The organism is Streptomyces sp. SN-593, from assembly GCF_016756395.1.
Classification (GTDB): Bacteria; Actinomycetota; Actinomycetes; order Streptomycetales; family Streptomycetaceae; genus Actinacidiphila; species Actinacidiphila reveromycinica.
This window is the reverse complement of sequence record NZ_AP018365.1, coordinates 6,802,861-6,828,310: the sequence shown is the minus strand read 5'-3', so window position 1 is coordinate 6,828,310 and position 25,450 is coordinate 6,802,861. Positions and strand designations below refer to the sequence as shown.

The window sequence follows — 25,450 nt, the reverse complement described above, 5'->3', positions numbered from 1 at the left end:
CCCGCGCACGGCGCGCCGGGGGGTGCCCGGGCCGACGGGTCACCCCTTGCCGGTGGCGGTCTCCTCGGCGATGACCTTGCGGGCCCGGTCGACCGCCGCGCGCGCCGCGGGCAGCCCGCAGTACACCGAGGTCTGGATCAGCGTCTCCTCTATCTCGGTGGGCGTCAGCCCGCCGCGCAGGGCCGCCCGGGTGTGGTCGGCCAGCTCCTCCAGTTGCCCGAGCACGGTGAGGGCGGTGAGCGCGACGAAGTTGCGGGTGCGCCGGTCCAGCCCCGGCCGGGTCCACGTCTCCCCCCAGCCCCACCGCGTGGCGTACGCGTCGAACCCGCCCCCGAACGTCTTCGCCCGGGCGACCGCCGCGTTCACCTCCGCCTCGCCGACCATCTCCTTGCGGATGCGCATGCCCTCCTCGTACGCGTCCGGCCCGGGGGGCGGGGCGGCGGGAGCGGGCAGCCGCGGCTGGACCGGCGGCGGCGCGGGCGGGTGCGGGACCGCGCCCGGGGTGCGGTCGGCCGTCCACGCGGTCTCGAAGTGCCGCACCAGCAGGGTGCCGACGGCGGCCGGCTCCTCGACCGGCGCGAGGTGCCCGGTGCCGGGCACCACCGCGAGCCGCGCGTCGTGGATGCCGGCCACCAGCAGCCGGGCGTCGGCCGGGGGCGTCTCGGTGTCGTCGGCGCCGGCCACCACCAGCGTGGGCACGGTGATGCTGCCGAGCTGGTCGCGGATGTCGAACCCGGCCAGCGCCTCGCACGCGGCGACGTAGCAGGCGCTGTCGGTGGTCTTGACCATCTGCACGGCCCACTGGGTGATCGCCGGCTGGGTGGTCCGGAACGGGCCGGTGAACCAGCGCTCGGGGGTGTTGGCGGCGGTGCGGTCCAGGCCGTTGGCGCGCACCACCACGCCGCGCTGCCGCCAGGTGTCCGCGCTGCCGAACCGGGCCGCGGCCGACACCAGGGCCAGCACCGCCAGCCGGTCGGGCCGCAGCAGGGCCAGCCGGGCCCCCACCGCCGCGCCCAGCTCGCAGCCGGCGTACCCGAAGGTGTCGACCTCCTCGTCGTCGAGGACGGCCAGCAGCCGCCGGGCGAGGTTGTCCACCGTCGAGGCGGGCTCGGCGGGCGCGCCGCCGTGCCCGGGCAGTTCGTACCGCAACACCCGCCACTGCGCGGTCAGTTGCGGCAACTGGCGGTCCCACATGTGCCAGGTCGAGCCGAGCGCGGGTCCGAGGACCAGCACGGGGGCGTCGTCGGGGCCGTCGAACCGGTACTGCAACGGGGGTTGCAGGTCGTCGCGTTCGTCGTCCGGGTCGGTTGCGGTGCCGCCGCCCTGGTCGGTCGGTGCGCCGACCCGGCCGCCGTACGGGGTGTACGTGGCCGCGGCGGCGTACGGGCCGAGCCGGTCGGCGGTCTCGTCGGTCGCGTCGCTCATCGCCTCACGCTATCGAGTGAAGGGCGGGACATGGCAGGGGCCTCCCTCGCGGGCGGCGCTCAGCCGCCCCCGAACCCGTGCTGGAAGTTGACGGTGGACACGACGTAGACCCGGGGGTGGTCGGGGTTGGTCATGTCGACGGTGATGTCGTGGTCCGGCTTGTCACCGGGCCGGTGCAGGCTCTCCCCCGCCCAGGTGCGGGGGATGGTGAAGTTCCAGCCGGCCGCCTCGGACTGGGCGGCCGACATGGCCACCCGGCCGTACCGCAGCGCGGCCCGGCTGGTGCCGATCTGGGCCAGGAAGGTGTCCAGGCCGCCGGCGGTGGTCACGAACTCGGCGTACATCTCGCTGTTGTCCCAGGAGTTGGTCTCCAGATAGCGGACGTAGCGCGAGCCGACCGGGATGGTCACCTGGTAGATCCGCTGTTCGAGCTGCGGCGGGTAGACCTGGGTGAGCCGGCGGCCGGCCTGCTCCTGCCGGGCGTCCTCGCCGCTGCCGCGGCTCTGCGCGGCGGAGACCGCCACGTAGCCCATCGGCACCAGCACCAGCAGCGGCACCACGGTCCAGCGCACCCAGCGCGGCAGCTCGCGCGGCGGCCGGGGCCCGGCGGCGAACTCCGCCTCCGCCTCGGCGAGGTCGTCCACGGCGGCCGTCCGCGGGGCGCCGTGCGGGGAGGTGGTCACGGTTGCGCCGCCTGTCGTCCGAGGGTGCGTCCGTACCGTTCGTAGCGCTCGACCCGGCGCCGGTTGGCGCGGCGGAACCGGCGGGCGACCAGCCGCGCCAGGTCGGCGGCGCCCACCATGCCCGCCTCCGGGCCGAGTTCGGCCTTGGCGATGCGCGCCTCCGGCCGGTAGCCGCGGCCGGTCAGGGTGCGCCGGAACGCCTCCCTGGCCGGGGTGATGAGCAGGTCGTCGGCGGCGCTGACGCCGCCGCCGATGACGAAGCAGGACGGGTCCAGGGCGGCGGCGAGGTTGGCGATGCCGACGCCGAGCCACTGGCCGATGTCCTGGAACAGCTCCACGCACATCGGGTCGCCCTCGCGGGCCAGTTCGGTGATCAGCGGCCCGGTGATGTCGCGGACGCTGCCGCCGACCCGGTCGTTGATGCCGTAGGCCACCGGGGAGTCGGCGGCGGCCATCTCGCGGGCCTCGCGGACCAGCGCGTTGCCGGAGCTGTACTGCTCCCAGCAGCCGCGGTTGCCGCAGGCGCAGCGGTGCCCGCCGGGCACCACCTGCATGTGGCCGAACTCGCCGGCCACCCCGAAGCGGCCGCGCTTGACGTGGCCGTCCTCCAGGATGGCGCCGCCGATGCCGGTGCCCAGGGTGATCATCACCAGGTCGGCCTCGCCGCGGCCGGCGCCGAAGCGCCACTCCGCCCAGGCGGCGGTGTTGGCGTCGTTGTCGACCATCACGGGCACCAGCAGCCGCTCGGAGAGCCGGTCGCGCAGCGGTTCGTCCCGCCAGGCCAGGTGCGGCGCGAACAGCACCCGGGAGCGGTCGGCGTCCACCCAGCCGGCGGCGCCGATGCCCACCGCGTGCACGTCGTGCCGCTCGGAGAGGTCGAGCACCAGCTCCACGATGGTGTCCTCGACCACCTTGGGGCTCTTGGACTTGTCGGGGGTCTCGGTGCGCAGCGTCTCCAGGATGTTCCCGTCGGCGTCCACCACCCCCGCCATGACCTTGGTGCCGCCGATGTCGATGCCGACGGTGGGCACGCGGGGCGCGGTCAGGTGCGAGCGGCGCTCCCTGCGGTCGCGCATGCCCACGCTCTGCCACACCGTGGCGCGCGCTGCGCCGCCGCGGTAGACACGTTCACGATTGGCACTCAAGCGGTGGTCTCCGGGTCGGGTGGGTCGGCGTGGGGGGCGGACGGGGTCGGGGGAGCCTGCGGTGCGGACGTGGCGGTGTCCTCCGCCATTGTGCCGCCTCCGCGCGGCCGGTTCAGCTCGTGGGTCAGTTCGTCCAGCTCGCTGCCGCCGGCCATCTCCCGCGTCAGCTCGTCCAGCGTAATGTCCTCCTTCAGGTGGCTGCCGGACATCGCGCCGCGCTTGAGCAGCACGAAACGGTCACCGACCAGGTAGGCGTGGTGCGGGTTGTGGGTGATGAGCACCACACCCAGTCCGGCGTCGCGGGCCGCGGCGACGTACCGGAGCACCATTCCGGACTGCTTCACGCCGAGCGCGGCCGTGGGCTCGTCGAGCACCAGCACCTTCGCGCCGAAGTGCACCGCGCGGGCGATCGCCACGCACTGCCGCTCGCCGCCGGACAGGGTGCCGATCGGCTGGTCCACGTCGCGCAGGTCGATGCCCATCCGCAGCAGCGCCTGGTGGGTGGCCGCGCGCATCGCCGCGGTGTCCAGGCGGCGCAGCGGGCCGCGGCCCCTGGTCGGCTCCGAGCCGAGGAAGAAGTTCCGCCACACCGGCATCAGGGGGACGACGGCGAGGTCCTGGTAGACCGTCGCGATGCCGAGGTCCAGCGCCTGCCGCGGCGAGCCGTGCCGGACCTGGCGGCCCTCGACGGCGTAGGTGCCGGCGTCGTGCGGGTGCAGGCCCGCGATGATCTTGATGAGGGTGGACTTGCCGGCGCCGTTGTCCCCCAGCACGCAGGTGATCTGCCCGGCGTGCACTTCCAGGGACACGTCGCGCAGCGCCCGCACGTTGCCGTAGGACTTGCTCACGCCGGTGAGCGCCACCAGGGGGGCGCCGGGCGCGTCGCCGGCGGCGCCGGGGTCCCTGCCGTCGTCGACCGTGATCACTTGCTCGCCTCCGCCCGCCTGCGCACCCACGCGTTGAGCAGGGTGGCGAGCAGCAGCATCGCCCCCAGGAAGAACTGGAACCAGTCCGCGTTCCACTGCGCGTACACGATGCCCTTGCTCGCCATGCCGAAGATGAACGCGCCGACCGCCGATCCGATCGCGCTGCCGTAGCCGCCGGTCATCAGGCAGCCGCCGATGACCGCCGCGATGATGTACAGGAACTCGTTGCCGACGCCCTCGCCGGACTGCACCACGTCGAACGCGAAGAGCAGGTGCTGGCCGGAGATCCAGGCGCAGAAGGCGACCGCCACGTACAGGCCGATCTTGGTGCGGGCCACCGGCACGCCGACCGCGCGCGCCGCGTCCGCGTTGCCGCCGGCCGCGAAGATCCAGTTGCCGGCGCGGGTGCGCAGCAGCACCCAGGTCGCCACGGCGACCAGGCCCAGCCACCACAGGATGGTCACCTGGAGGTCGATCGGGCCGATCGTCCAGTGCGAGGCGAACAGGTCCCGGCAGGTGGGGAAGCCCTGCATGTCGCCGATCGACTTCGTGGCCACGGTGCCGCTGATCAGGTTGGTCAGGCCGAGGTTGAGGCCGGTGAGCATCAGGAAGGTGCCCAGGGTGATGATGAAGCTCGGCAGCTTCGTGCGCACCAGCATGATCCCGTTGAACGCGCCGAGCGCCAGCGTGACCAGCAGCGACACCCCGACACCGACCCAGGTGTTCGCGGTCATCTGGTAGCTGAACATCGACGAGGTCAGCGCCGAGCTGGTCACCATCACGCCGGCGGACAGGTCGAACTCGCCGCCGATCATCAGCAGCGCCACCGGCACCGCCATGATGCCGATGGTGGACGACGCGTACAGCACGGTGCCCATGCTGGAGGCGCGCAGGAAGGAGTCGGCGACGACCGAGAAGAACAGGAAGACCGCCGCCGCGCCGACCACCGCGCCCAGCTCGGGCCGGCCCAGCAGCCGCCGCGCCAGCGACCGGGGCGCCAGCCGCTCGTCCCCGCCCGCGCCGACGACGTCCATCACGGCGTCACGGGTGCCGGTCACCGGGTGCCCCGCTTGGTGTAGGCCAGCAGCGCGTCCGCGTCGTCCTTGGTGACGATCTGCGGGCCGGTGAGCACCGGCTGCCCGCCGCCGAGGGTGTCCTTGTTGTAGCGGTACAGCCACAGCAGGTCCACCGCCTCGTAGCCCTGGAGGTAGGGCTGCTGGTCGACGGCGAACCCGAGGGTGCCGTCCTTCAGCGAGGCGGCCACCTGGGCGTTGAGGTCGAAGGTGTCGATCTCGGCCTTGGAGCCCGCCTCCTGCTTGGCCTTGGCGGCGGTCGGCGCGAAGGGCGCGCCCAGGGTCACCACGGAGTCGATCGACGGGTCGGACTGGAGCTTGGCCTCGATCGCGGACTGCACGTCGGGCATGTTGGTGCCGTCCACGTAGACCTTGTCCAGCGTGCCGTGGAAGTGCGCCTTCACGCCGGCGCAGCGCTGTTCCAGGCCGACGTTGCCCTGCTCGTGCAGCACGCACAGGGCGTGCTTGCGGCCGCGCGCGTTCAGCTCGTCGCCGACCGCGTTGCCGGCGACCGTCTCGTCCTGCCCGATGTGCGTGAGCGCGCCGAGCTGCCTGGACTGCTCGGCGCCGGAGTTGACGGTGATGACCGGTATCCCGGCCTTGACCGCCTTGGTGACGGCCGCCTTCATCGCGTCCGGCTTGGCGAGGGTGACGATCAGGCCGTCCACGTGCTGGTCGATCGCGGCCTGCACGAGCTGGGCCTGCTGGTCGCCCTGGTCGCTGTTGGAGTACAGGAACTTGATGTTGTCCTTCTGCGCGGCCTGTTTGGCTCCGTTCTGCACGATGTCCCAGAACGTGTCGCCCGCGCCGGAGTGCGTCACCATGGCGAACGTCCAGCGCGGGGTGTTCACCGCGGAGCCGTTCGCGGCGAGCCGCTTGGCCCGGTCCTCCGCGCGCTTGCCGCCGGTCGCGCTGCACCCGGCCAGGGCCGCCGCGCAGAGCCCGACCGCGAGCAGTGCCCCGACCGCCCGGCGCGTGCGCCGCCTGCCCCCGCGGTCGCCGCGGTCGCGTCCCGCCCTTGCCTCCGCCACGTGGCCCTGCCTTTCCTTCACGTTCCTGGTGCTGCCGGGATGAGAGTGCTGCGTGTGACCCTCCCGGCGGCCCCAGTATCCGTCAAGCCTCCGCGCGCCCCGACCACCACTCGCGCGCCGGGGCGGCGACCGGGCGGCCGGGCCCGGCGCGGGGTCCGCACGGGGGCGGGGTCGGGGCGCGGGCGGGGCGTCGGCGGTTGCCGGCAGGGGCCGGCAGGAGGCTGAGCAGGGTCGGCGCGGCGTCCCGACCTGAGCGGTAAGCGCCGTCGGGGGCCGCGGACAGGGCATGATGACGGGAGATCGTTGTGGCGACCGTGCGTGCGGGGGACGACGCGGAGGGGGCAGAGGATGCGGATCGGACTGCTGGGCGCCGGGCGGATCGGCGCTTTTCACGCCGGGACGCTCGCGGCGCACCCGGACGTGGCCGAACTGCTGGTCGCGGACGCCGACCCGGCGCGGTCCGAACGGGTCGCGGCTGGCCACGGCGGCAGGGCGCTGACGGTGGACGCGCTGTTCGCCGCGCGCCCGGACGCGGTGGTGGTCGCGACCGCGACCTCGACCCACGCGGACCTGCTGGCCAGGGCCGCCCGCGGCGGGATCCCGGCGTTCTGCGAGAAGCCGCTCGCCCGCGACCTTCCGGGCACCCTCGCCGCGGTGCGCGCGGCCGAGCGGGACGGCGCGGTGCTCCAGGTCGGCTTCCAGCGGCGCTTCGACCCGGAGTACGCCGCCGCGCGCGAGGCGGTACGCGCCGGCAAGGTGGGCCGGCTGCACACGGTGCGCACGGTGAGTTCCGACGCGGTGCCGCCCCCGGCGGCCTACGTCCCGCTCTCCGGGGGCCTGTACCGGGACTGCCTGATCCACGACTTCGACGCGCTGCGGTGGGTGACCGGCCGGGAGGTCGCGGAGGTCTACGCGGCCGGCGCCAACGTCGGGGCCGACTTCTTCCGCGCCGCCTCGGACGTGGACACCGGCGCGGTGCTGCTCACCCTGGAGGGCGGCGTGCTGGCGACGGCGACCGCCGCGAGGTACCACGCGGCCGGCTACGACGTGCGGATGGAGCTGGCCGGCACGGAGGGCCAACTCGCCGTCGGCACCGGGCCGCGCGCCCCGCTCAGCCCGGCGGTGCCGCCTCCGGCGGCGGGCACGGCGTCCGCCGCGGACGCCGGCGCGGGCCGTGGCGGCGGCACCGCGGCGGGCGGCGGCGTACGGCCGGCGGTGCCCCCGCCCTGGCCCGGTTTCCTCGACCGCTTCGCCGCGGCGTACGTGGCCGAACTCGCGGCCTTCCTGCGGGTCGCCCGCGGCGAGGCCGACAACCCGTGCACCCCGCGGGACGCACTGCGCGCCCTGCTCGTCGCCGAGGCGTGCGAGCGCTCCCGCGCGGGGCGCCGGCCGGTGGCCCTCGCGGAACTGGACGAGGTCACCGGGGAGTTGGGGGCGGGGGCCGCGCGCGCAACCGAGCGGGCGACACCGTGGGCCTGAGGCGCCCCGCCCCGGCGACGGCGCGACGCGGCCGGGCCCGGGTCCGGTTCAGGGTCGAGGTCCGGGTCGAGGTCCGGTTCCGGTTCCGGGTCGCGGCACCGGGCGCGCGCACGGAAGCGGGCCCGGGACCGACCGCCGGTCCGTGCCCGTGCCCGCGCCCGTGCCCGCACACGAACGCGCCCCCGGGCCGGTGCCCCACCCGGGTCGGGCCACGGGCTCGGGCGGCTGCCGGCTCGCGGGCCCGCACGTCTCCGGGCAGGGGGCGCGTACCGGGCGGCGGGGCCGGGGTTCCACCCCGGGGCGGGTCGCGGGGCGGGGGCAGCGGGGCACACCCGGGTCCGGGCCCGGCCGAAGGCACCGGCACGCTTCCGGGCGCGGAGGTTCCTCCCGGGCGACAGGGCCGGGCGCCCGGCGCGGGGCGCAGTGCGGGGCGCAGTGCGGGGCGGCGGGGCGCACCCGGGCGCGTACCCGGCCGGAGGCACCGGCACGTTTCCGCGCGCGATCCTGGGCACGTGTACGGGCATGGGGGCGCGGCCGGGCACCGGGACCTGCGCGGACGGGGCCGGGCGGCGGCACGACAGGGGGACGCACCGAACGCCGGTCCGAGCGGCGGGCCGGCGTCCGAGCCGAAGGGAGTGGTGGTGGCATGAGGCGCGAGCGGATCGCCGGGGCACCGATTTCCTGGGGGGTGTGCGAGGTCCCCGGCTGGGGCCACCAGCTCGGCCCCGACCGGGTGCTGGACGAGATGGCGGAACTCGGCATCGGTGCCAGCGAGTTCGGGCCGGACGGCTTCCTGCCCGGCCCCCTGCTGGCCGAGCGCGGTGTCACCGCGGTCGGCGGCTTCGTCCCCGCGGTCCTGCACGACCCGGGCCACGACCCGCTGCCGGGCGTCCGCGCCGCCCTGGACGGTTTCACCGCCGCCGGCGCGCACACCCTGGTCCTCGCCGCCGCCACCGGGCAGGACGGCTACGACTCCCGGCCGGACCTCGACGCCGCCGGCTGGCGCACCCTGCTCGCCCGCCTCGACGCCGTCACGGACCTGGCGGCGTCCCTCGGCGTGACCGCCGCCCTCCACCCGCACGTCGGCACCCTCGTGGAGGGCCCCGACGACGTGGACCGGGTCCTCGACGGCAGTCGTACCGGGCTCTGCCTCGACACCGGCCATCTCCTGGTCGGCGGCACCGACCCGGTGGACCTCGCCCGCCGGGCCTCCTCCCGCGTCGTCCACGTCCACCTCAAGGACGTGGACGCCGCCCGCGCCGCCGCCGTCCGCGACGGCGCCACCTCCTACACCGCCGCCGTCGCGGACGGCCTCTACCGCCCGCTCGGCGCCGGCGACCTCGACCTCGCGACCCTCGTCGCCACCCTCGAATCCGCCGGCTACGACGGCTGGTACGTCATGGAGCAGGACACCGTCCTGACCGCCGAACCGCCCCCGTCCCAGGGTCCCGTGGCCGACGTGCGGGCGTCGCTGGCGTGGCTGGCCGCCCGATGACGCCCCGGGAGGCGAGCCGCGCGACCGGGCCGGGGAAGGCCCCGGTGCCCGGGCACGCTCCGGCGCCGCGTCCCGCGGGCCCACGGGACGCGGCGCCCCCGCCCGCGCCCGGGCGCCATGACGTGATCACCATCGGCCGCGCGGGCGTGGACCTCTACCCGTTGCAGAGCGGCGTCGGCCTCGCCGAGGTCGAGACGTTCGCCAAGTCCCTGGGCGGCACCGCCGCCAACGTGGCCGTCGCGGGCGCCCGGCTCGGCCTGCGCACCGCTGTGCTGACCGGCGTCGGGGCCGACCCCTTCGGCGGCTACGTCCGCGCCGCGCTGCGCGGCTTCGGCGTGGACGACTCCTTCGTGCGCACCGTCGAGGGCGCCCAGACCCCGGTGGTGTTCTGCGAGCTCTTCCCCCCGGACCACTTCCCGATCCACTTCTACCGCCGTCCGATCGCGCCCGACCAGTGCCTGACCCCACGGGACCTGGACTGCGCGGCGGTGCGGGCGGCGCGGGTGCTGTGGATCACCGGGTCCGCGCTGGCCGTGGAGCCGACCCGCTCCACGCTCTTCGCGGCGCTGGAGGCCCGGGAGGAGGGCACGGAGGTGTGGTTCGACCTGGACTGGCGGCCGGTGTTCTGGGCCGACCCCGCCGAGGCGCCCGCGCTGTACGCCCGCGCGCTGTCGTACGCCACGCTCGCGGTCGGCAACCTCGCGGAGGTCGAGGTGGCCACGGGCAGCCGCGACCCGGTGGAGGCGGCCGGGGAACTGCTGCGCCGGGGGGTGCGCACGGCCGTGGTGAAGCAGGGCCCGGACGGCGTGCTGGGCCGCACCGCCTCCCGGTCGCACACGGTCCCGCCGGTGCCGGTCGAGGCGGTCAACGGGCTGGGCGCGGGAGACGCGTTCGGCGGCGCGCTGTGCGCGGGGCTGCTCGCGGGCGAGCCGCTTCAGGACGTGCTGCGCGCGGCCAACGCGGCGGGCGCGCTCGTGGCCTCCCGGCTGGCCTGCGCGGACGCGATGCCGACCCGGGCGGAGATCGACGCGGCGCTGCGGAAGGAGCCGGTGTGAGGACGGCGGAGTCCCCCGGAGGGGCGGCCCCGGCCCGCCACGTGCCGGCCGGGAGCGCGGCCCGCGACGGCTACGACCTGTGGGTGGACCCGCGGTCGGCGGGGTGGGAGCACAGCGCGCTGCGGGTGCTGACGCTGGCGCCGGGCGGGTCGCGGAGCTTCGACACCGGCGACAGCGAGTGGGTGGTGCTGCCGCTGGGCGGCAGGTGCACGGTCCGGGTGGAGGGCGCGGACCCGGAATCCGGCGCCGCCGGACCCGGCGCCGGGCGGGTGGAGTCGGAGTCGGAATCGGAGTTCACCCTGCACGGCCGCGCCGACGTCTTCTCCGGCACCACCGACTTCTGCTACCTGCCCCGCGACTGCCGTGCGGTGGTGGGCAGTGCGGGCGGCGGCCGGTTCGCGCTGGCCGGGGCCCGCTGCCCGCGGCGGCTGCCGGCGCGGTACGTCCCGGCGTCCGCCGTGCCGGTGGAGCTGCGCGGCGCGGGCAGCGCGAGCCGGCAGGTGAACAACTTCGCGGCGGCCGACGTGCTGGACTGCGACCGGCTGATCGCGGTCGAGGTGCTGACGCCGGGCGGCAACTGGTCGTCGTACCCGCCGCACAAGCACGACGAGGACGGTCCGCACGAGACCCGCCTGGAGGAGATCTACTACTACGAGCTGCGCGGCGGACCGGCCGCGATCGGCTACCAGCGGGTCTACCCCTCGCCGGCCGGAGCCGGCGACGTGCTGGCGGAGGTGCGCGGCGGGGACGCGGTGCTGATCCCCGACGGCTGGCACGGCCCGAGCATGGCGGTGCCCGGCTACGACATGTACTACCTGAACGTGATGGCCGGCCCGGGACCGCTGCGGGCCTGGCTGATCAGCGACGACCCGGCGCACGCCTGGGTACGGGACACCTGGCGCGAGCAGCCGACCGACCCCCGGCTGCCGCTGTACGGGGCGCCGCGCCCCGACGAGGAGGACGACGCATGAGGCTCACCGTCGCGCAGGCCCTGGTCCGGTTCCTGTCCGCGCAGTACACCGAACGGGACGGTGTGCGGCACCGGTTGGTCGCCGGCATGTGGGGCGTGTTCGGGCACGGCAACGTCGCCGGGGTCGGCCAGGCGCTGCTGGAGGCGGGGCCGGAGGCGATGCCCTTCCACCAGGGCCGCAACGAGCAGGCGATGGTGCACGCGGCGGTCGGCTACGCGCGGACGGCGCACCGGCTGTCCGCGATGGCCTGCACCACCTCGATCGGCCCCGGCGCGACCAACCTCGTGACGGGCGCCGCGCTGGCCACCGTCAACCGCGTCCCGGTCCTGCTGCTGCCCGGCGACGTCTTCGCGACCCGCCCCGCCGACCCGGTGCTCCAGCAGTTGGAGGTCCCGTGGGCCTACGACGTGTCGGTGAACGACGCGCTGCGGCCGGTCTCCCGCTTCTTCGACCGGATCTGGCGGCCGGAGATGCTGGCCCCCTCGCTCCTCCAGGCGATGCGGGTGCTCGCCGACCCGGCCGACACCGGCGCGGTCACGCTCGCGCTGCCGCAGGACGTGCAGGCCGAGGCGTACGACTTTCCCGAGGAGCTGTTCCGGACCCGGGTGTGGCCGGTGCGGCGGCCGGTGCCGGACGCCGCCGCGGTCGCCGAGGCGGTGGCGCTGCTGCGGGCCGCGCGCAGCCCGCTGGTGGTGGCCGGCGGCGGGGTGCGGCACTCCGAGGCGGGCGCCGCGCTGGCGGCCTTCGCGACGGCGACGGGCGTGCCGGTGGCCGAGACGCAGGCCGGGAAGGGCTCGCTGCGCTGGGACCACCCCGGCAACCTCGGCGGCCTCGGGCACACCGGCACGGCACCGGCCGACGCGGCCGCGCGCTCCGCCGACGCGGTGCTCGGGATCGGCACCCGCTGGACGGACTTCACCACCGCCTCCGGCTCGCTCTTCGCCCCCGGCACCCGCTTCGTGAACCTCAACGTGGCCTCCTTCGACGGCCACAAGGCGGCGGGGCTGGCGCTGGTCGGCGACGCCCGGGCCGGCATCGAGGCGCTGGCGGCGCGGTGGGGCGGCCACCGCCTCCCCGTCCCGGCGGCCCGGGCGGAGCAGCTCGCCGACTGGCGGGCGCTGACGGACGCGGTGTTCGCCGGCGCGTACCCGGCGGCCCACGCCGGCGGAGTCGGCGCAGGCGGCGGCGCCGGCCGGGCGGCGGACGCCGGCGGCAGCGGGGACGGCGCATCGGAGGAGGCACCCCGCGGGCTGTCGCAGGGCGAGGTGATCGGCGCGCTCGACGCGGTGCTCGGCGACCGGGACGTCCTGGTCAACGCGGCCGGCTCGCTCCCGGGCGACCTGCACAAGCTGTGGCGGTCCCGCGACCCGGAGCAGTACCACGTGGAGTACGGCTACTCCTGCATGGGCTACGAGATCCCCGCCGCGATCGGGGTGCGGCTGGCCGCGCCCGACCGCGAGGTGTTCGCGCTGGTCGGCGACGGCACCTACCTGATGCTGCCGACGGAGATCGTCACGGCGGTGCAGGAGGGCATCCCGATCAACGTCGTCATCGTGCAGAACCACGGCTACGCGTCGATCGGCGGGCTGTCCGAGCAGGTCGGCGCGGAACGCTTCGGCACCGCCTACCGGTTCCGCTCCCCCGACGGTGCCTTCACCGGCGCACCGCTCCCCGTGGACCTCGCGGCCAACGCCGCCAGCCTCGGCCTGGAGGTCCGCACCGCCCGCACCGCCGCCGAGCTGCGCGCCGCGCTGGCCGCCGCCCGCGACTCGCCGCGCCCGACCGCGGTCCACGTCACCACCGACCCCGGCCTGCCGGCCCTGCCCGCGGAGGCATGGTGGAACGTCCCCGTGGCCGAGACCGCCACCCGCCCGGCGGCGGTCGCCGCCCGCGCCGCCTACGAGGCGGAGCGGCCCGGGCCGTAGAGCCCCGGCCGGAGCGCGCGGCTCAGACCTCCCAGGTCCGGCGCAGGTCGGCGAAGAACGCGTGGAAGCCCGGGAAGGTCTTCTTCACGCACCCCGGGTCGTCGAAGGTGGTGCCCGGGGTGCGCAGGCCCGCGACGGCGAAGCTCATCGCGATGCGGTGGTCGCGGTGGCAGGCGATCTCGACCGGCTTCGGGGTGCCCGGGTGGATCTCGATCCAGTCCCGGCCGGTGGCGACCTCGATGCCCTGCGCGCGCAGGTTCAGCGCGCACGCCTCCAGCCGGTCGCACTCCTTGACGCGGGTGTTGTAGACGTCCTCGATCCGGACCGGGCCGTCCGCGAAGGGCGCGATGGCCGCGAGGGTCGGCATCGTGTCGGAGATGTCCCGCATGGCGACGGTCAGGCCGGACAGGCGCCCGGTGCCGGTGACGGTGGTGGCGTCGGCGGTGGTCTCGACCCGCGCGCCCATCCGCTCCAGCACGTCCACGAAGCGCAGGTCGCCCTGGAGCGCGTCGCGGCCGAGCCCCGGCACGGTGGCCGTGCGGCCGGCCAGCGCGGCCGCGGCGAACACGTAGCTCGCCGTGGAGGCGTCCGGCTCGATCGGGTAGTCCTGCGCGCGGTAGCCGCCCGGCGGCACCACGAACGTGTCCCCCTCGCGGGCCACCTCGACGCCGAAGCGGCGCATCATCGCCAGGGTGATCTCCACGTACGGCACCGAGACGATGCCGGTCACCCTGATCCGCAGTCCCTCCTTCGTCAGCGGGCCGAGCAGCAGCAGCGCGGTGAGGAACTGCGAGGACAGGCTCGCGTCGAGCTCGATCGCGCCGCCCTTGACGCCGTCCGCGACCACCCGCAGCGGCAGGTGCCCCTCCTCCCCTTCGTACGCCAGGTCCACGCCGAGGGTGCGCAGCGCCTCGGTCAGCGGGGCGACCGGGCGGCGGCGCATCTGCGCGGAGGCGTCGAAGCGGAAGGTGCCGTGGCCCGCGGCGGCCAGCGCGGGCAGGAAGCGGGCGGCGGTGGCCGCGTCGCGGGTGAAGACCTCGGCGTGGCCGGCGGCCGGGCCGGCCGGGCGGCCGGTGATCCGCCACGCGCCCGGGGAGCGCTCCACGTCGTAGCCGAGCCGGGTCAGGCCCTCGGCGAAGCCCTCCGTGTCGTCGGACAGCAGCGGGTCGCGGAGCACGGTCACCCCGTCGGCGGCCGCGGCGAGGAACAGGGCGCGGGCGGTCACGGACTTCGAGCCGGGAACGGCGAGTACGGTCACCCGGAGGATTCTACGGGGGACGCCCCGTCCGTCCCCCCGGTTTCCCGTCCCGGACGGTGCCCCGCTCGGCCCGCGCCCAGCCGCACGCCCGCCGTCACGGCTCACGCCGTGTCGGCGAGCCGCTCCAGCAGTTCGGTGAGCCGCTTGGTGACCGTGGCACGGTCGCCGTCGGTGAGGGCGGAGCCCATGCCGACCGCGACCGCGCCGGCGGCGACCCAGTCGGGCGCCGCGCTGACGGTGACCCCGCCGATCGGCAGCAGCGCTGCCTGCGGGATGATCGCGCGCACGTCCCCCACCCAGTCCGGGGTGTACGCGGTGGCCGGGTAGAGGGTCAGCGCGTCGGCGCCCAACTCCATCGCGCGCACCGCCTCGGTGGGCGTGGCCACCCCGGGGAAGACCGGCACCCCGTAGCGGTGCCCGGTGCGCAGCACCGCCTCGTCGAGGTTGGGCGACAGCAGGAAGCGCGCCCCCGCCTCGATCGCCATCCGCGCGGAGACCTCGTCGAGCACCGTGCCCGCGCCGATGACGGCGTCGTCGCCGACCTCGCGGACCAGGGTGGTCACCGCCTCCAGCGCGAACGGCGTGGTGAGGGAGATCTCCAACGTGGTCAGGCCGGCGGACAGCAGGGTGTCCGCGGTGGCGGCGGCCTGGTCGTAGCTCTCGCTGCGGATCGTGGCGAATACCCGCTGGGCCAGTGCGGCCCGGGTGATCTCCCAGCGGTACACGGCAGTCGGTCCACCTTCCTGCGCGGGTGCCACGCGCGGATCGTGCGGCACTGCGGGATGCACGTGATCAGACGCTACCCGCCGGGAGGCAGGGCGTTGGACCCCGGCGGGCGAGCTGTCACCGCACCGTGACATGAGAGGAGCATGAGACCCGCGGTGCGGGGCGGTCAAGGCGCCGGACACCGCCGCCGGAGCCCGGTCCGCGGCGGGCGGACCGGGTGGCGGCGGGGGGTGCTCGGCGGCGCCGGGGAGCGCCGGGTTCAGCCGGCGTGGGTGGAGAACAGGCCCCCGGTGGGCCCCTGCTTGTCCCCGCCCTGCGCCTTCTTCAGCGCGTTGGCCAGCCCCTCGATCGTCATGGACTGGAGGATGACCTGCCCGTTGCCCTCCAGGGTGGCCAGCGACAGCCCCTCGCCGCCGAACACGGCGTTCATGATGCCCTGGCGGTTGAGCCCGCCGATGCGCTGCACGCCGTACTGGATGCCCTCCTCGAAGGCGACGATGCAGCCGGTGTCCACCTCGATCCGGCCGCCGAAGTCGGCCGGGTTGAGGTCGATGAAGTTGCCCGCGCCGGCGATGATCACGGTGCCGGTGCCGGTGAACTTCTCCAGGATGAAGCCCTCTCCGCCGCTCATGCCCTGCCGGCCGCCGGCGAAGGCGATGCCGAAGCGCACGCTCTCCTCCGCCGCGACGAAGGCGTCCTTCTCCGCGAACCAGGCGCGCGAGCCGTTCAGTTCCAGGGCGCGCATCTCGCCGGGGAGCACCCCGGCGAAGCCGACGGTGCCCTCGCCGCCGGCGGCGGTGAAGTACTGGAAGGCCAGCGACTCGCCGGCCAGCGCGCGCTGGCCGACCTGCATCGCGGTGCCCATCGCCTGGCGCAGCATCCCGCCCATGCCGCCGCCCTGCGCGCCGGGGCCCTGCCGGGCGGTGTTGCCGGGGCCGCCGAGCCGGGTCTCCATGCCGACGTTGGCGGTCTTGAACAGGAACTTGCCCGCCTCGCAGTACACGGTCTGACCGGGGTCGAGGCTACAGACGGCCATCTGCATGGCGTTGCCGACGATCTGCTGTCGAAGGGTCATGGACGGGCTCCTGGGGGGCATGCTCGGCAGAACGTGACGAAAGGGTGCGAACGCGACGTTCCGCGACACGGCGGCGCGCCGCTCACCCACCTGTCAACGTACCGCCCGTGCGGTTCGGTTCCGCACCGGATCACCGGGAGCGGCACCGGACCGTGACCCGCGGCCCGGCGGGCGCCCCCGGTCGTCCGCCGGCCCGCCCGGCGCGTGCGGCCCGCCGCCCTCCCCGCCCGGCGCCGGCAGCCGCACCGGCCGCTCGCCGCCGGTGTCCAGGAAGCGGGCCAGCGGCAGCGTCGCCGCGCCCACGGTGACCGCGTCCGCGCCGAGCCGGCCCAGCTCGATCGAGGTCTGCGCGCAGGGGTGGCGCAGCGCGTACGCGGCGGCCACCTCGCGCACCGCCGGCAGCAGCCGGGGGCCGAGCAGCAGCCCGGCCCAGCCGCCGATCACGATCCGCTGCGGGTTGAAGAGGTTGATCAGGTCGGCGATGCCCGCGCCCAGGTACTCCGCGGCCTCGGCGAGCAGCTCCGCCACCTGCGGGTCGTGGTCGGCCGCGGCCAGCAGCGCGGCGAGCGCGTTCTCCTCGCTGACCCCGCGCGGAGCGTCCGGCCACCGCCCCAGCAGCGCCTCCGCGCCGACGTACGCCTCCAGGCAGCCGCGCGAGCCGCACCGGCAGGTCCGGCCGCCGACCCGCAGCGTGGTGTGCCCCCACTCCCCCGCGCTGCTGCTCTCACCGCGGTACGGGCTCCCGTCGGCGACCACGCAGGCGCCGACACCGGAGCCGATCAGCGCGATCACCACGTTGCGCGCGCCGCGGCCGCCGCCGAACCACATCTCGGCCTGGCCCAGCGTCTTGGCGCCGTTGTCGATGAACAGCGGCAGGTCGGTGCCGGCCCGCAGCAGCCGCCCCAGCGGCACCGCGTCCCAGCCGATGGTCTGGCCGTGCACCACGATCCCGTCGCCGGCGCCGGGCACCACGTCCCGCGGGTCGCCCTGCTCCACGATCCCGGGCACGCCGATGCCGACGCCCAGCACCTCGCGGTCGTCGATCCCGGCCTCGCGCACCACGGACCCGATGCCCTCCAGCGCGAGCCGCACCACCAGGTCCACGTCGTGCCCGCTGTCGGACAACGGCAGGTCCGCGGAGGCCCGTTCGGTCAGCGCGAGGTCGAACAGCTCGACCCGCACCCGGGTCTCGCCGACGTCCACGCCGACCACGTAGCCGTAGCCGGGGGCGACCTGGAGCAGGATGCGCGGGCGCCCGCCGTCGGACTCGACCGCGCCGGCCTCCTCGACCATGCCGTCCGCGATCAACTCTCCAACGACGTTGCTGATCGAGCCGGCGCTCAGACCGGTGTCCCGGCCGAGCTCCTGCCGGCTGAGGGGCCCTTCGAAATACAAATGACGCAGAAGCGAGGCACGGTTGCCGCGCCGCAGGTCACGCACCGTGCGCTTGGCCCGCTCAGCCATCTGGTCTCCCTCCCGCTCCGCCCCGCTGGAACCTATCGCTGCACAGGGTCTTGACGCCACCTTTTCTCACAAGTTAAATCACGGCCTGAATTAAGGCACAGGCGCTGTTCACTTCCTGAAGCGGACCCACCCTGAGAGGGAACCCCTATGCGCACCAACAGAGTCTTCGCGGCCACCGCCCTCGTGGCCGCGCTCGGCCTCACCGCCGCCGCGTGCGGCGGCGGTTCGAGCGACGACAGCAGCGGCACGAGCGGCAGCGACAAGGGCGTCACGCTCACGTACTGGGCGAGCAACCAGGGCACCAGCCTCGGCAACGACAAGCAGGTGCTCACCCCCGAACTCAAGAAGTTCGAGCAGCAGACCGGCATCAAGGTCAAGCTGGAGGTGATCGGCTGGGCCGACCTGCTCAACCGCATCCTCGCGGCGACCACTTCCGGCCAGGGCCCCGACGTCCTGAACATCGGCAACACCTGGTCGGCCTCCCTCCAGGCCACCGGCGCCCTGCTGCCCTTCGACAGCGCCAACTTCACCGCCATCGGCGGCAAGGACCGCTTCGCCGCCTCGGCCATCGCCGCCTCGGGCGCGGCCGGCCAGGACCCGGCCGCGGTGCCGCTGTACTCCGAGTCCTACGGCCTGTACTACAACAAGAAGATGTTCGCCGACGCCGGCCTCCAGCCGCCGACGACCTGGGACGAGCTCAACGCCGACGCCAAGAAGCTGACCAAGGGCGACGTGCACGGCATAGCCGTCGAGGGCAGCAACGGCGCCGAGAACATCCACCACGCGTTCGTGCTCGCCAAGCAGCGCGGCGCGGACTGGTTCGACTCCTCCGGCAAGCCGACCTTCACCGGCGACGCCAACGTGGCCGCCGTCAAGCAGTACGTCGACTTCGTCGCCAGCGGCGAGGCCGCCAAGGGCGACGCGGAGTACGACCAGAACCAGACCATCACCGACTTCGCCACCGGCAAGGCGGCGATGATGATGTGGCAGTCCGCCGCCGCGTCCATCAAGTCGCACGGGATGTCGCAGGACCAGTACGGCGTGGTGCCGGTGCCGACCCAGACCGCCGGCGCGACCGGCGACGCGGGTGTCACCTCCATGGTGGCCGGCATCAACATCGCGGTCTTCAAGAGCACCAAGCACCAGTCCGCGGCGCTGAAGTTCGTGAAGTTCATGACCAGCACCCCGGAGCAGAAGCTCCTCAACTCCACCTACGGCACCCTGCCGCCGGTCACCGAGGCGCAGAGCGACCCGGCGTTCCAGACGCCCGACCTGAAGACCCTCGCGAGCGTGCTGTCCAAGTCGGCCGCGCCGCTGCCGCAGGTGCCCAACGAGAGCCAGTTCGAGACCACGGTCGGCGCCGCCGTCAAGGACCTGTTCGCCGACGCGGCCAGTGGCAAGTCCGTCACGACCGCCTCCGTCAAGGCCGCGCTGGAAAAGGCGCAGTCGCAGATGCCCGCGTCCTAAGGATCGGCTCTCCCCATGACTGCCACCGCCCCCCTCGAGAACGCCTCCGAGGCCGGTCCCGACAGCGGCAAGCCCGCTGGCCGGGGCCGGCTCCGGCCGCGCATCCCGGCACGGCTGCGCCAAGGCGGCCTGCCCTACCTCCTGCTGCTGCCCGCCGTCCTGCTGGAGCTGCTGATCCACATCGTGCCGATGGTCTTCGGCATCCTGATCAGCTTCAAGGGCCTGACGCTCTTCTACATCCGCAACTGGAGCACCGCCCCCTGGACGGGCTTCGACAACTACAAGATCGCGGTCAAGATCCACCAGCCGATCGGCCAGGCGCTGCTGCACTCGTTCTGGGTGACGCTGGAGTTCACGGTGCTGTCGGTCGGCCTGTCGTGGCTGATCGGCACCGCGGCCGCGATCCTGATGCAGGAGGGCTTCCGCGGCCGGGCCGTGATGCGCGCCGTCTTCCTGGTGCCGTACGCCCTGCCGGTCTACGCGACGGTGATCACCTGGACCTTCATGTTCCAGCAGAACACCGGCCTGGTGAACCACGTCCTGCACGACCAGCTCCACCTGACGTCGGACAAGTCGTTCTGGCTGATCGGCAGCAACAGCTTCTGGGCCCTGGTGATCGTCTCGGTCTGGAAGTCCTGGCCGTTCGCGTTCCTGGCGCTGATGGCCGGCCTGCAGAACATCCCGCGCGAGCTGTACGAGGCCGCCGCGATGGACGGCGCCGGCGTCTGGCAGCAGATCCGGAAGATCACCCTCCCGTCGCTGCGCCCGGTCAACCAGGTCCTGGTCCTGGTGCTGTTCCTGTGGACCTTCAACGACTTCAACACGCCCTACGTGCTGTTCGGTTCGGCCGCGCCGCACCAGGCGGACCTGATCTCGATCCACATCTACCAGTCGTCGTTCATCACCTGGAACTTCGGCGAGGGCTCCGCGATGTCGGTCCTCCTGCTGCTGTTCCTGCTGCTGGTCACGGCGGTCTACCTGCTCGTCACGTCCCGGAAGCGAGGTGACGCCGATGCCTAGGGCCGCCGTCCCGAGGTCCCCGATGGCGCAGCCCCGGTCCTTCGTCTGGACCCGGCGCATCGTGCTGACCCTGCTGCTGGTCTTCGTGCTCGTGCCCGTCTACGTGATACTCAGCTCCTCGCTCAAGAGTCTCCAGGACGTGCAGGGCTCCTTCCAGTGGATTCCCCGGCACGTGACGGTCAAGCCGTACGTCGACATCTGGAAGACCATCCCGCTGGCGCACTACTTCGTGAACTCGCTGATCGTGTCGGTGAGCGCCACGCTGCTGTCGGTCGCGGTGGCGATCTTCGCGTCGTACGGCGTGAGCCGGTACCGCTTCGCGGGCCGCCGGCTGTTCACCGTCACGGTGCTGTCCACCCAGATGTTCCCCGGCATCCTCTTCCTGCTGCCGCTGTACCTGATCTTCGTCAACATCGGCAACGACACCGGCATCACGCTCAACGGCAGCCGGCTCGGGCTGATCATCACCTACCTCACCTTCTCCCTGCCCTTCTCCATCTGGATGCTCGTCGGGTACTTCGACTCGATCCCCCGGGACCTGGACGAGGCGGCGAAGGTGGACGGCTGCGGGCCGATGGGCGCCCTGTTCCGGGTCGTGGTGCCGGCCGCGATCCCGGGCATCGTCGCGGTGTGCGTCTACGCGTTCATGACCGCCTGGGGCGAGGTGCTCTTCGCCTCGGTCATGACCAACGAGAGCACCCGCACGCTCGCCGTGGGCCTGCGCGAGTACGCGACGCAGAACGACGTGTACTGGAACCAGGTCATGGCCGCCTCGCTCGTGGTGAGCGTCCCCGTGGTCGCCGGATTCCTGCTTCTTCAGCGTTACTTGGTGGCCGGGCTGACCGCCGGCGCCGTCAAGTGACCCCCAGCGAAAGGCAACTCGTGAACGACCTCAGCGCTCTTCCCGCGGATTTCCTCTGGGGCGCGGCCACCGCCGCCTACCAGGTCGAGGGCGCGGTGGACGAGGACGGCCGGGCCCCGTCCATCTGGGACACCTTCTCCCACACCCCCGGCAAGGTCGCGGGCGGCGACACCGGCGACGTCGCCTGCGACCACTACCACCGCTGGCAGGAGGACCTGGGGCTGATGAAGTCCCTCGGTCTGGACGCCTACCGCTTCTCCGTCGCGTGGCCGCGGGTCGTGCCCGCGGGCGCCGGTCCGGTCAACCGGGCCGGCCTGGCCTTCTACGACCGGCTGGTGGACGGCCTGCTGGAGGCGGGCATCACCCCGAACGCGACGCTCTACCACTGGGACCTGCCGCAGGCGCAGCAGGACCGCGGCGGCTGGCCGGAGCGGGAGACCGCCGAGCGCTTCGCCGAGTACGCGGCCGTGGTCGGGCAGGCGCTCGGCGACCGCGTCAAGTACTGGGCGACGCTCAACGAGCCGCTGTGCTCGGCGTGGATCGGCCACCTCGAAGGCACCATGGCGCCGGGGTGGACCGACCTGACCGCCGCGGTCCGCACGTCCTACCACCTGCACGTCGGCCACGGCCTCGCGGTGCAGGCGCTGCGGGCGGCGCACGGCGACCTGCAGGTCGGCATCGTCAACAACCTCAGCCCGTGCCTGCCGGCCACCGACCGCGAGGCGGACGTCGCCGCCGCGCGGCGGGCCGACGGCCACACCAACCGCTGGTGGCTCGACCCGATCCACGGCCGCGGCTACCCGCAGGACATGCTGGAGGTGTACGGCGTCGAACTCCCGGTCAAGGAGGGCGACATGGAGCTGATCGCGGCTCCGCTGGACTGGCTGGGGCTGAACTACTACTTCCCGCAGTACATCACCGACGACCCGACCGGCCCGGCGCCGCGGGCGAAGATGGCCTACCGGCCGGGCGTGCCGCGCACCGCGATGGACTGGGAGGTGGACCCGGGCGGCCTGGAGTCGCTGCTGCTGCGGCTCAAGGAGGAGTACGGCCCCCGCAAGATCTTCGTCACCGAGAACGGCTCCGCCTACCGTGACGTGGTCGGCCCGGACGGCCAGGTGGACGACCCGGAGCGGGCGGCGTTCCTGGAGGACCACCTGGCCGCCTGCGCCCGTGCCGTCCGGCGCGGGGTGCCGCTGGCCGGCTACTTCGCCTGGTCGCTGATGGACAACTTCGAGTGGGCGTACGGCTACGAGAAGCGCTTCGGCCTGGTGCACGTGGACTACGCCACGCAGAAGCGGACCGTCAAGGGCAGCGGGCGGCGCTACGCCGACATCGTTGCCGGCCACCGCCGCAAGGGGCGCCGCGCGGCCTGAGCGCGCCGCCTGTCAACTCCCGCCGGTCGGCCGTTCGATGAGCCGGCCGGCGGGAGCGTCCACGGCCCGGGCCGGGCCCGGATCGCCGGCCGCCTGGGCGGCGACGAGGGTGCCGCGCAGGTAGGTGGCGCGGACCACGCCGTGCAGGGTGCGTCCGGCGTACGCGGTGATCGGGTTGCGGTGGTGCAGCCTCGCCGGATCGACGGTGAAGGTGCGCTCGGGGTCCAGCACGGTGAAGTCGGCGTCGCGGCCGGGGGCGATCGCGCCCTTGACCGCGTCGAGGCCGGCCAGCCGCGCCGGGCCGGCCGACATCCAGCCGGCCACGTCGGCGAGGGTGTGCCCGCGGCGGCGGGCCTCGGTCCACACCGCGGGCAGGCCGAGCTGGAGCGAGGAGATGCCGCCCCACGCGGTGGCGAAGTCCCCGGTGTCCCGGTGCTTGAGGTCGACGGTGGAGGGCGAGTGGTCGGAGACCACGCAGTCGATGACGCCGTCGGCGAGCGCCTGCCACAGCGCGTCCTGGTTGGCGGCCTCCCGGATCGGCGGACAGCACTTGAACTCCGTCGCGCCGTCGGGGACCTCCTCGGCGGTGAGGGTGAGGAAGTGCGGGCAGGTCTCGACGGTCAGCCGCACCCCCTCCCGGCGGGCGGCGGCGACCAGCGGGACCGCGCTCGCGGCGGACAGGTGCAGGACGTGCACCCGCGTGCCGCGCTCGGCGGCCAGTTCGATCAGCCCGGTGATCGCGTCGTCCTCGGCGGCCGGCGGCCGGGAGGCGAGGAAGTCGGCGTACCGGCGGCCACCGGGCCGCGGAGCGCCGTCGATCTGTCGCGGGTCCTCGGCGTGCACGATGAGCAGGCCGTCGAAGCGCGCCAACTCGTCCATGGCGGAGGCAAGTTGCTCCCGGTCCAGGTGCGGGAACTCGTCCACGCCCGAGGGCACCAGGAAGCACTTGAAGCCGAACACGCCCGCGTCGTGCAGGGCCTTGAGGTCGGCGCCGTTGCCGGGCACCGCGCCGCCCCAGAAGCCGGTGTCGGTGTGCACCCGGCCGAGGGCGGCGGCGCGCTTGACGTCGAGGTGGGCCGCGGTGGTGGTCGGCGGCACGCTGTTGAGCGGCATGTCCACCAGCGTGGTGACGCCGCCGGCCACGGCGGCCGCGGTGGCGGAGGCGAAACCCTCCCACTCCGCGCGGCCCGGGTCGTTGACGTGCACGTGGGTGTCGACCAGCCCGGGCAGCAGCACGTCGTCGCCGAGGTCGGTGCACCGGGCGCCGGGTGGCGGCGGCGCGTCGTGGGGCAGCACCGCGGTGATCGTGCCGGCGGCGAAGACCACCGACGCCGGGCGCTCCCCCTCGGGGGTGACCACGCGCCTCGAACGCAGCACCTGCTGCTCCACCATGCGACCTCCGCCGTCGGAAAGACTTCAACGTTCTGTTGACGGCCATGGTGGGGAGCGTTCCGCGGGACGTCAAGAGCGGTAGGATTCCACCAAGCGAAAACCCCCTTCCGCTGGGTCCTGGCGGCGGGTGCCGGGGTGCCGGGCCTTCGGGCGGCCCGCCGCGAGGGCCGCCTACGAACGAGGGGAACACACGTGCCTGCTGACCGCGCCGGAGGCGTGCAGTCGCTCGAACGCGCCTTCGACCTGCTGGAGCGGGTGGCGGACGCGGGCGGCGAGGTCGGCCTGAGCGAGCTGTCCGCCAGCAGCGGGCTGCCGCTGCCGACGATCCACCGCCTGATGCGCACCCTGGTGGACTGCGGCTACGTCCGCCAGCAGCCGAACCGGCGGTACGCCCTGGGCCCGCGGCTGATCCGGCTCGGCGAGAGCGCCTCCCGGCTGCTGGGCGCCTGGGCCCGCCCCCACCTGGCCGAACTCGTCGAGACGACCGGCGAGACCGCGAACATGGCGCTGCTCGACGGCGACGAGGCGGTGTACGTCGCACAGGTGCCCTCGCGGCACTCGATGCGGATGTTCACCGAGGTCGGACGGCGGGTGCTGCCGCACTCCACGGGCGTCGGCAAGGCGCTGCTGGCGCAGGTCCCGCCGGAGCGGGCCCGGGCGCTGCTGGCCCGGACCGGGATGCCGGCGGCGACCGAGCACACCATCACCGACCCGGACGTCCTCCTGGCCGAGCTCGAACGGGTCCGGGAGCGCGGCTACGCCGTGGACGACAACGAGCAGGAGGCCGGGGTGCGCTGCCTCGCGGTCGCCGTGCCCGGCGCTCCGACCGCCGCGGCCATCTCGATCTCCGGCCCGGCCGCGCGGGTGACCGAGGCGGCCACCGACAGGATCGTGCCGGTCCTGCACGACGTGGCACGGCGGTTGGCGCGGGCCCTGACCACCTGAGCCGCCGTCAGCGGGCGTGCGGGCGTGCGGGCGTGCGGGCGCGAGGAGCTGGGGCCACCGGGGGCTGGAGACAATCTCCCGGCGTCAGCGGCGCGCCGGGCGTGGGCGAGGCCGGGACGCGGCAGCGGGCACGGGCCGCCCGAACCCGGCGGGCACGGCCACGAGAGCGGCCGCCCGAGCCGGCGTCAGCGGGCGCGGCCCCCGACCGGCCAGGTACGCGCGGGGCCGCCACCGGCCGGCAAGGGGCCGTCCAACGGTCCACGGCCGAACGGGCGGCGGGCAGCGGGCAACGGGCGAGGGCGCCCCCGCGCTCAGGGGCAGGGCGGGGCGAGCGTCTCGACGGCCTCGCGCAGCGCGTCGAGCGGAGCGGTGAGCGCGCTCACCGAGCCGACCGCGGCCACCACGAGAAGTAAGGAGTGGCGCATCCGCTCGGAGTCCGCCGGATCGGGCGCCCGGTCCGCGGCGGCCGCGCGGGCCAGCGCGCCGAGCCCGTCCTCGGCGACCGACCGGTCCGGCAGCGCCCGCCGGTAGGCGGCCAGTTCCCGGCGCATACGGTCCACCGCGTCCGCCAGTCCGGTACCCGGCCCGCCGCCGACCGTGCCGCCGCGCCCGTCGTCGAGCACGCGTGTCTCCCCCACCACCACGTATGACCCACCC

At 74.5% G+C, this 25,450-nt stretch carries 22 protein-coding genes; 10 read left to right on the top strand and 12 right to left on the bottom strand.

Annotated elements, in window-relative coordinates; translation table 11 throughout:
• Window positions 1–39: 39 nt before the first annotated feature.
• The 6 genes from pcaDC to RVR_RS29195 are packed head-to-tail and all read right to left on the bottom strand — an operon-like array spanning window position 40 to window position 6,208.
• Complete coding sequence (pcaDC, locus tag RVR_RS29220) at window positions 40–1,425, bottom strand: bifunctional 3-oxoadipate enol-lactonase/4-carboxymuconolactone decarboxylase PcaDC (RefSeq protein ID WP_202236901.1); 1,386 nt, start codon at window positions 1,423–1,425, stop codon at window positions 40–42.
• 59 nt (window positions 1,426–1,484) lie between these two features.
• Entirely contained in the window at window positions 1,485–2,108 is a 624-nt protein-coding gene (locus RVR_RS29215) for a hypothetical protein (protein WP_237405030.1), read from the bottom strand.
• On the bottom strand, window positions 2,105–3,253 hold the full coding sequence (locus RVR_RS29210; RefSeq protein ID WP_202236900.1) for an ROK family glucokinase: 1,149 nt from the start codon (window positions 3,251–3,253) through the stop codon (window positions 2,105–2,107). Before RVR_RS29210 ends, RVR_RS29215 begins: the two co-directional genes overlap by 4 nt.
• A complete protein-coding gene (locus RVR_RS29205; protein ID WP_202239343.1) occupies window positions 3,250–4,176 on the bottom strand; it encodes an ATP-binding cassette domain-containing protein in 927 nt (308 codons plus the stop codon). Before RVR_RS29205 ends, RVR_RS29210 begins: the two co-directional genes overlap by 4 nt.
• Window positions 4,176–5,213, bottom strand: coding sequence for an ABC transporter permease (locus RVR_RS29200; RefSeq protein ID WP_202239341.1), 1,038 nt, complete (start codon window positions 5,211–5,213; stop codon window positions 4,176–4,178). Before RVR_RS29200 ends, RVR_RS29205 begins: the two co-directional genes overlap by 1 nt.
• 20 nt (window positions 5,214–5,233) lie before the next feature.
• On the bottom strand, window positions 5,234–6,208 hold the full coding sequence (locus tag RVR_RS29195) for a sugar ABC transporter substrate-binding protein (protein WP_237405430.1): 975 nt from the start codon (window positions 6,206–6,208) through the stop codon (window positions 5,234–5,236).
• A gap of 423 nt (window positions 6,209–6,631) precedes the next feature.
• Between RVR_RS29195 and RVR_RS29190 the strand changes: the two genes are divergently transcribed.
• From RVR_RS29190 to iolD, 5 genes are all read left to right on the top strand, one after another.
• Entirely contained in the window at window positions 6,632–7,762 is a 1,131-nt protein-coding gene (locus tag RVR_RS29190; protein ID WP_202236898.1) for a Gfo/Idh/MocA family protein, read from the top strand.
• Between the two features lie 646 nt (window positions 7,763–8,408).
• On the top strand, window positions 8,409–9,257 hold the full coding sequence (locus RVR_RS29185; RefSeq protein WP_202236897.1) for a TIM barrel protein: 849 nt from the start codon (window positions 8,409–8,411) through the stop codon (window positions 9,255–9,257).
• 122 nt (window positions 9,258–9,379) lie between these two features.
• Window positions 9,380–10,312, top strand: a complete 933-nt coding sequence (gene iolC / locus RVR_RS29180) for a 5-dehydro-2-deoxygluconokinase (protein WP_237405029.1) — start codon at window positions 9,380–9,382, stop codon at window positions 10,310–10,312.
• On the top strand, window positions 10,309–11,283 hold the full coding sequence (gene iolB, locus RVR_RS29175) for a 5-deoxy-glucuronate isomerase (RefSeq protein WP_202236895.1): 975 nt from the start codon (window positions 10,309–10,311) through the stop codon (window positions 11,281–11,283). Before iolC ends, iolB begins: the two co-directional genes overlap by 4 nt.
• Window positions 11,280–13,208: a 3D-(3,5/4)-trihydroxycyclohexane-1,2-dione acylhydrolase (decyclizing) gene (gene iolD / locus RVR_RS29170; RefSeq protein ID WP_202236894.1), complete on the top strand. Its 1,929-nt coding sequence runs from the start codon at window positions 11,280–11,282 to the stop codon at window positions 13,206–13,208. Before iolB ends, iolD begins: the two co-directional genes overlap by 4 nt.
• A 22-nt stretch (window positions 13,209–13,230) precedes the next feature.
• Here the strand turns inward: iolD and aroA are convergent, their stop codons facing one another.
• The 4 genes from aroA to RVR_RS29150 all read right to left on the bottom strand — a co-directional run bounded on the left by aroA (window position 13,231) and on the right by RVR_RS29150 (window position 17,731).
• Window positions 13,231–14,466, bottom strand: a complete 1,236-nt coding sequence (gene aroA / locus RVR_RS29165; protein ID WP_202236893.1) for a 3-phosphoshikimate 1-carboxyvinyltransferase — start codon at window positions 14,464–14,466, stop codon at window positions 13,231–13,233.
• Between the two features lie 101 nt (window positions 14,467–14,567).
• Window positions 14,568–15,191, bottom strand: a complete 624-nt coding sequence (locus RVR_RS29160) for a bifunctional 4-hydroxy-2-oxoglutarate aldolase/2-dehydro-3-deoxy-phosphogluconate aldolase (RefSeq protein ID WP_202239339.1) — start codon at window positions 15,189–15,191, stop codon at window positions 14,568–14,570.
• A gap of 260 nt (window positions 15,192–15,451) precedes the next feature.
• On the bottom strand, window positions 15,452–16,267 hold the full coding sequence (locus RVR_RS29155; RefSeq protein ID WP_202236892.1) for an AIM24 family protein: 816 nt from the start codon (window positions 16,265–16,267) through the stop codon (window positions 15,452–15,454).
• 93 nt (window positions 16,268–16,360) lie between these two features.
• Window positions 16,361–17,731, bottom strand: a complete 1,371-nt coding sequence (locus tag RVR_RS29150; protein ID WP_202236891.1) for an ROK family transcriptional regulator — start codon at window positions 17,729–17,731, stop codon at window positions 16,361–16,363.
• A 147-nt stretch (window positions 17,732–17,878) separates the two neighbouring features.
• Here RVR_RS29150 and RVR_RS29145 point away from each other — a divergent pair, with 147 nt between their 5' ends.
• The 4 genes from RVR_RS29145 to RVR_RS29130 are packed head-to-tail and all read left to right on the top strand — an operon-like array spanning window position 17,879 to window position 22,456.
• The gene (locus RVR_RS29145) at window positions 17,879–19,198 is read left to right on the top strand and encodes an ABC transporter substrate-binding protein (RefSeq protein ID WP_202236890.1); all 1,320 of its coding nucleotides are present in this window, start codon (window positions 17,879–17,881) and stop codon (window positions 19,196–19,198) included.
• 15 nt (window positions 19,199–19,213) lie between these two features.
• A complete protein-coding gene (locus tag RVR_RS29140) occupies window positions 19,214–20,218 on the top strand; it encodes a carbohydrate ABC transporter permease (protein WP_202236889.1) in 1,005 nt (334 codons plus the stop codon).
• Window positions 20,211–21,080: a carbohydrate ABC transporter permease gene (locus tag RVR_RS29135; RefSeq protein WP_202236888.1), complete on the top strand. Its 870-nt coding sequence runs from the start codon at window positions 20,211–20,213 to the stop codon at window positions 21,078–21,080. Before RVR_RS29140 ends, RVR_RS29135 begins: the two co-directional genes overlap by 8 nt.
• Window positions 21,081–21,100: 20 nt before the next feature.
• A complete protein-coding gene (locus tag RVR_RS29130) occupies window positions 21,101–22,456 on the top strand; it encodes a GH1 family beta-glucosidase (RefSeq protein ID WP_202236887.1) in 1,356 nt (451 codons plus the stop codon).
• A gap of 12 nt (window positions 22,457–22,468) precedes the next feature.
• Here RVR_RS29130 and allB read toward each other — a convergent pair whose 3' ends face one another.
• Window positions 22,469–23,848, bottom strand: a complete 1,380-nt coding sequence (gene allB / locus RVR_RS29125; RefSeq protein ID WP_202236886.1) for an allantoinase AllB — start codon at window positions 23,846–23,848, stop codon at window positions 22,469–22,471.
• 192 nt (window positions 23,849–24,040) lie between these two features.
• Here allB and RVR_RS29120 point away from each other — a divergent pair, with 192 nt between their 5' ends.
• Window positions 24,041–24,793, top strand: a complete 753-nt coding sequence (locus RVR_RS29120) for an IclR family transcriptional regulator (RefSeq protein ID WP_202236885.1) — start codon at window positions 24,041–24,043, stop codon at window positions 24,791–24,793.
• Window positions 24,794–25,104: 311 nt separating this feature from the next.
• Here RVR_RS29120 and RVR_RS29115 read toward each other — a convergent pair whose 3' ends face one another.
• Window positions 25,105–25,416 (bottom strand): DUF5955 family protein, encoded by a 312-nt coding sequence (locus tag RVR_RS29115; protein WP_237405028.1) that lies wholly within the window; start codon window positions 25,414–25,416, stop codon window positions 25,105–25,107.
• Window positions 25,417–25,450: the final 34 nt, after the last annotated feature.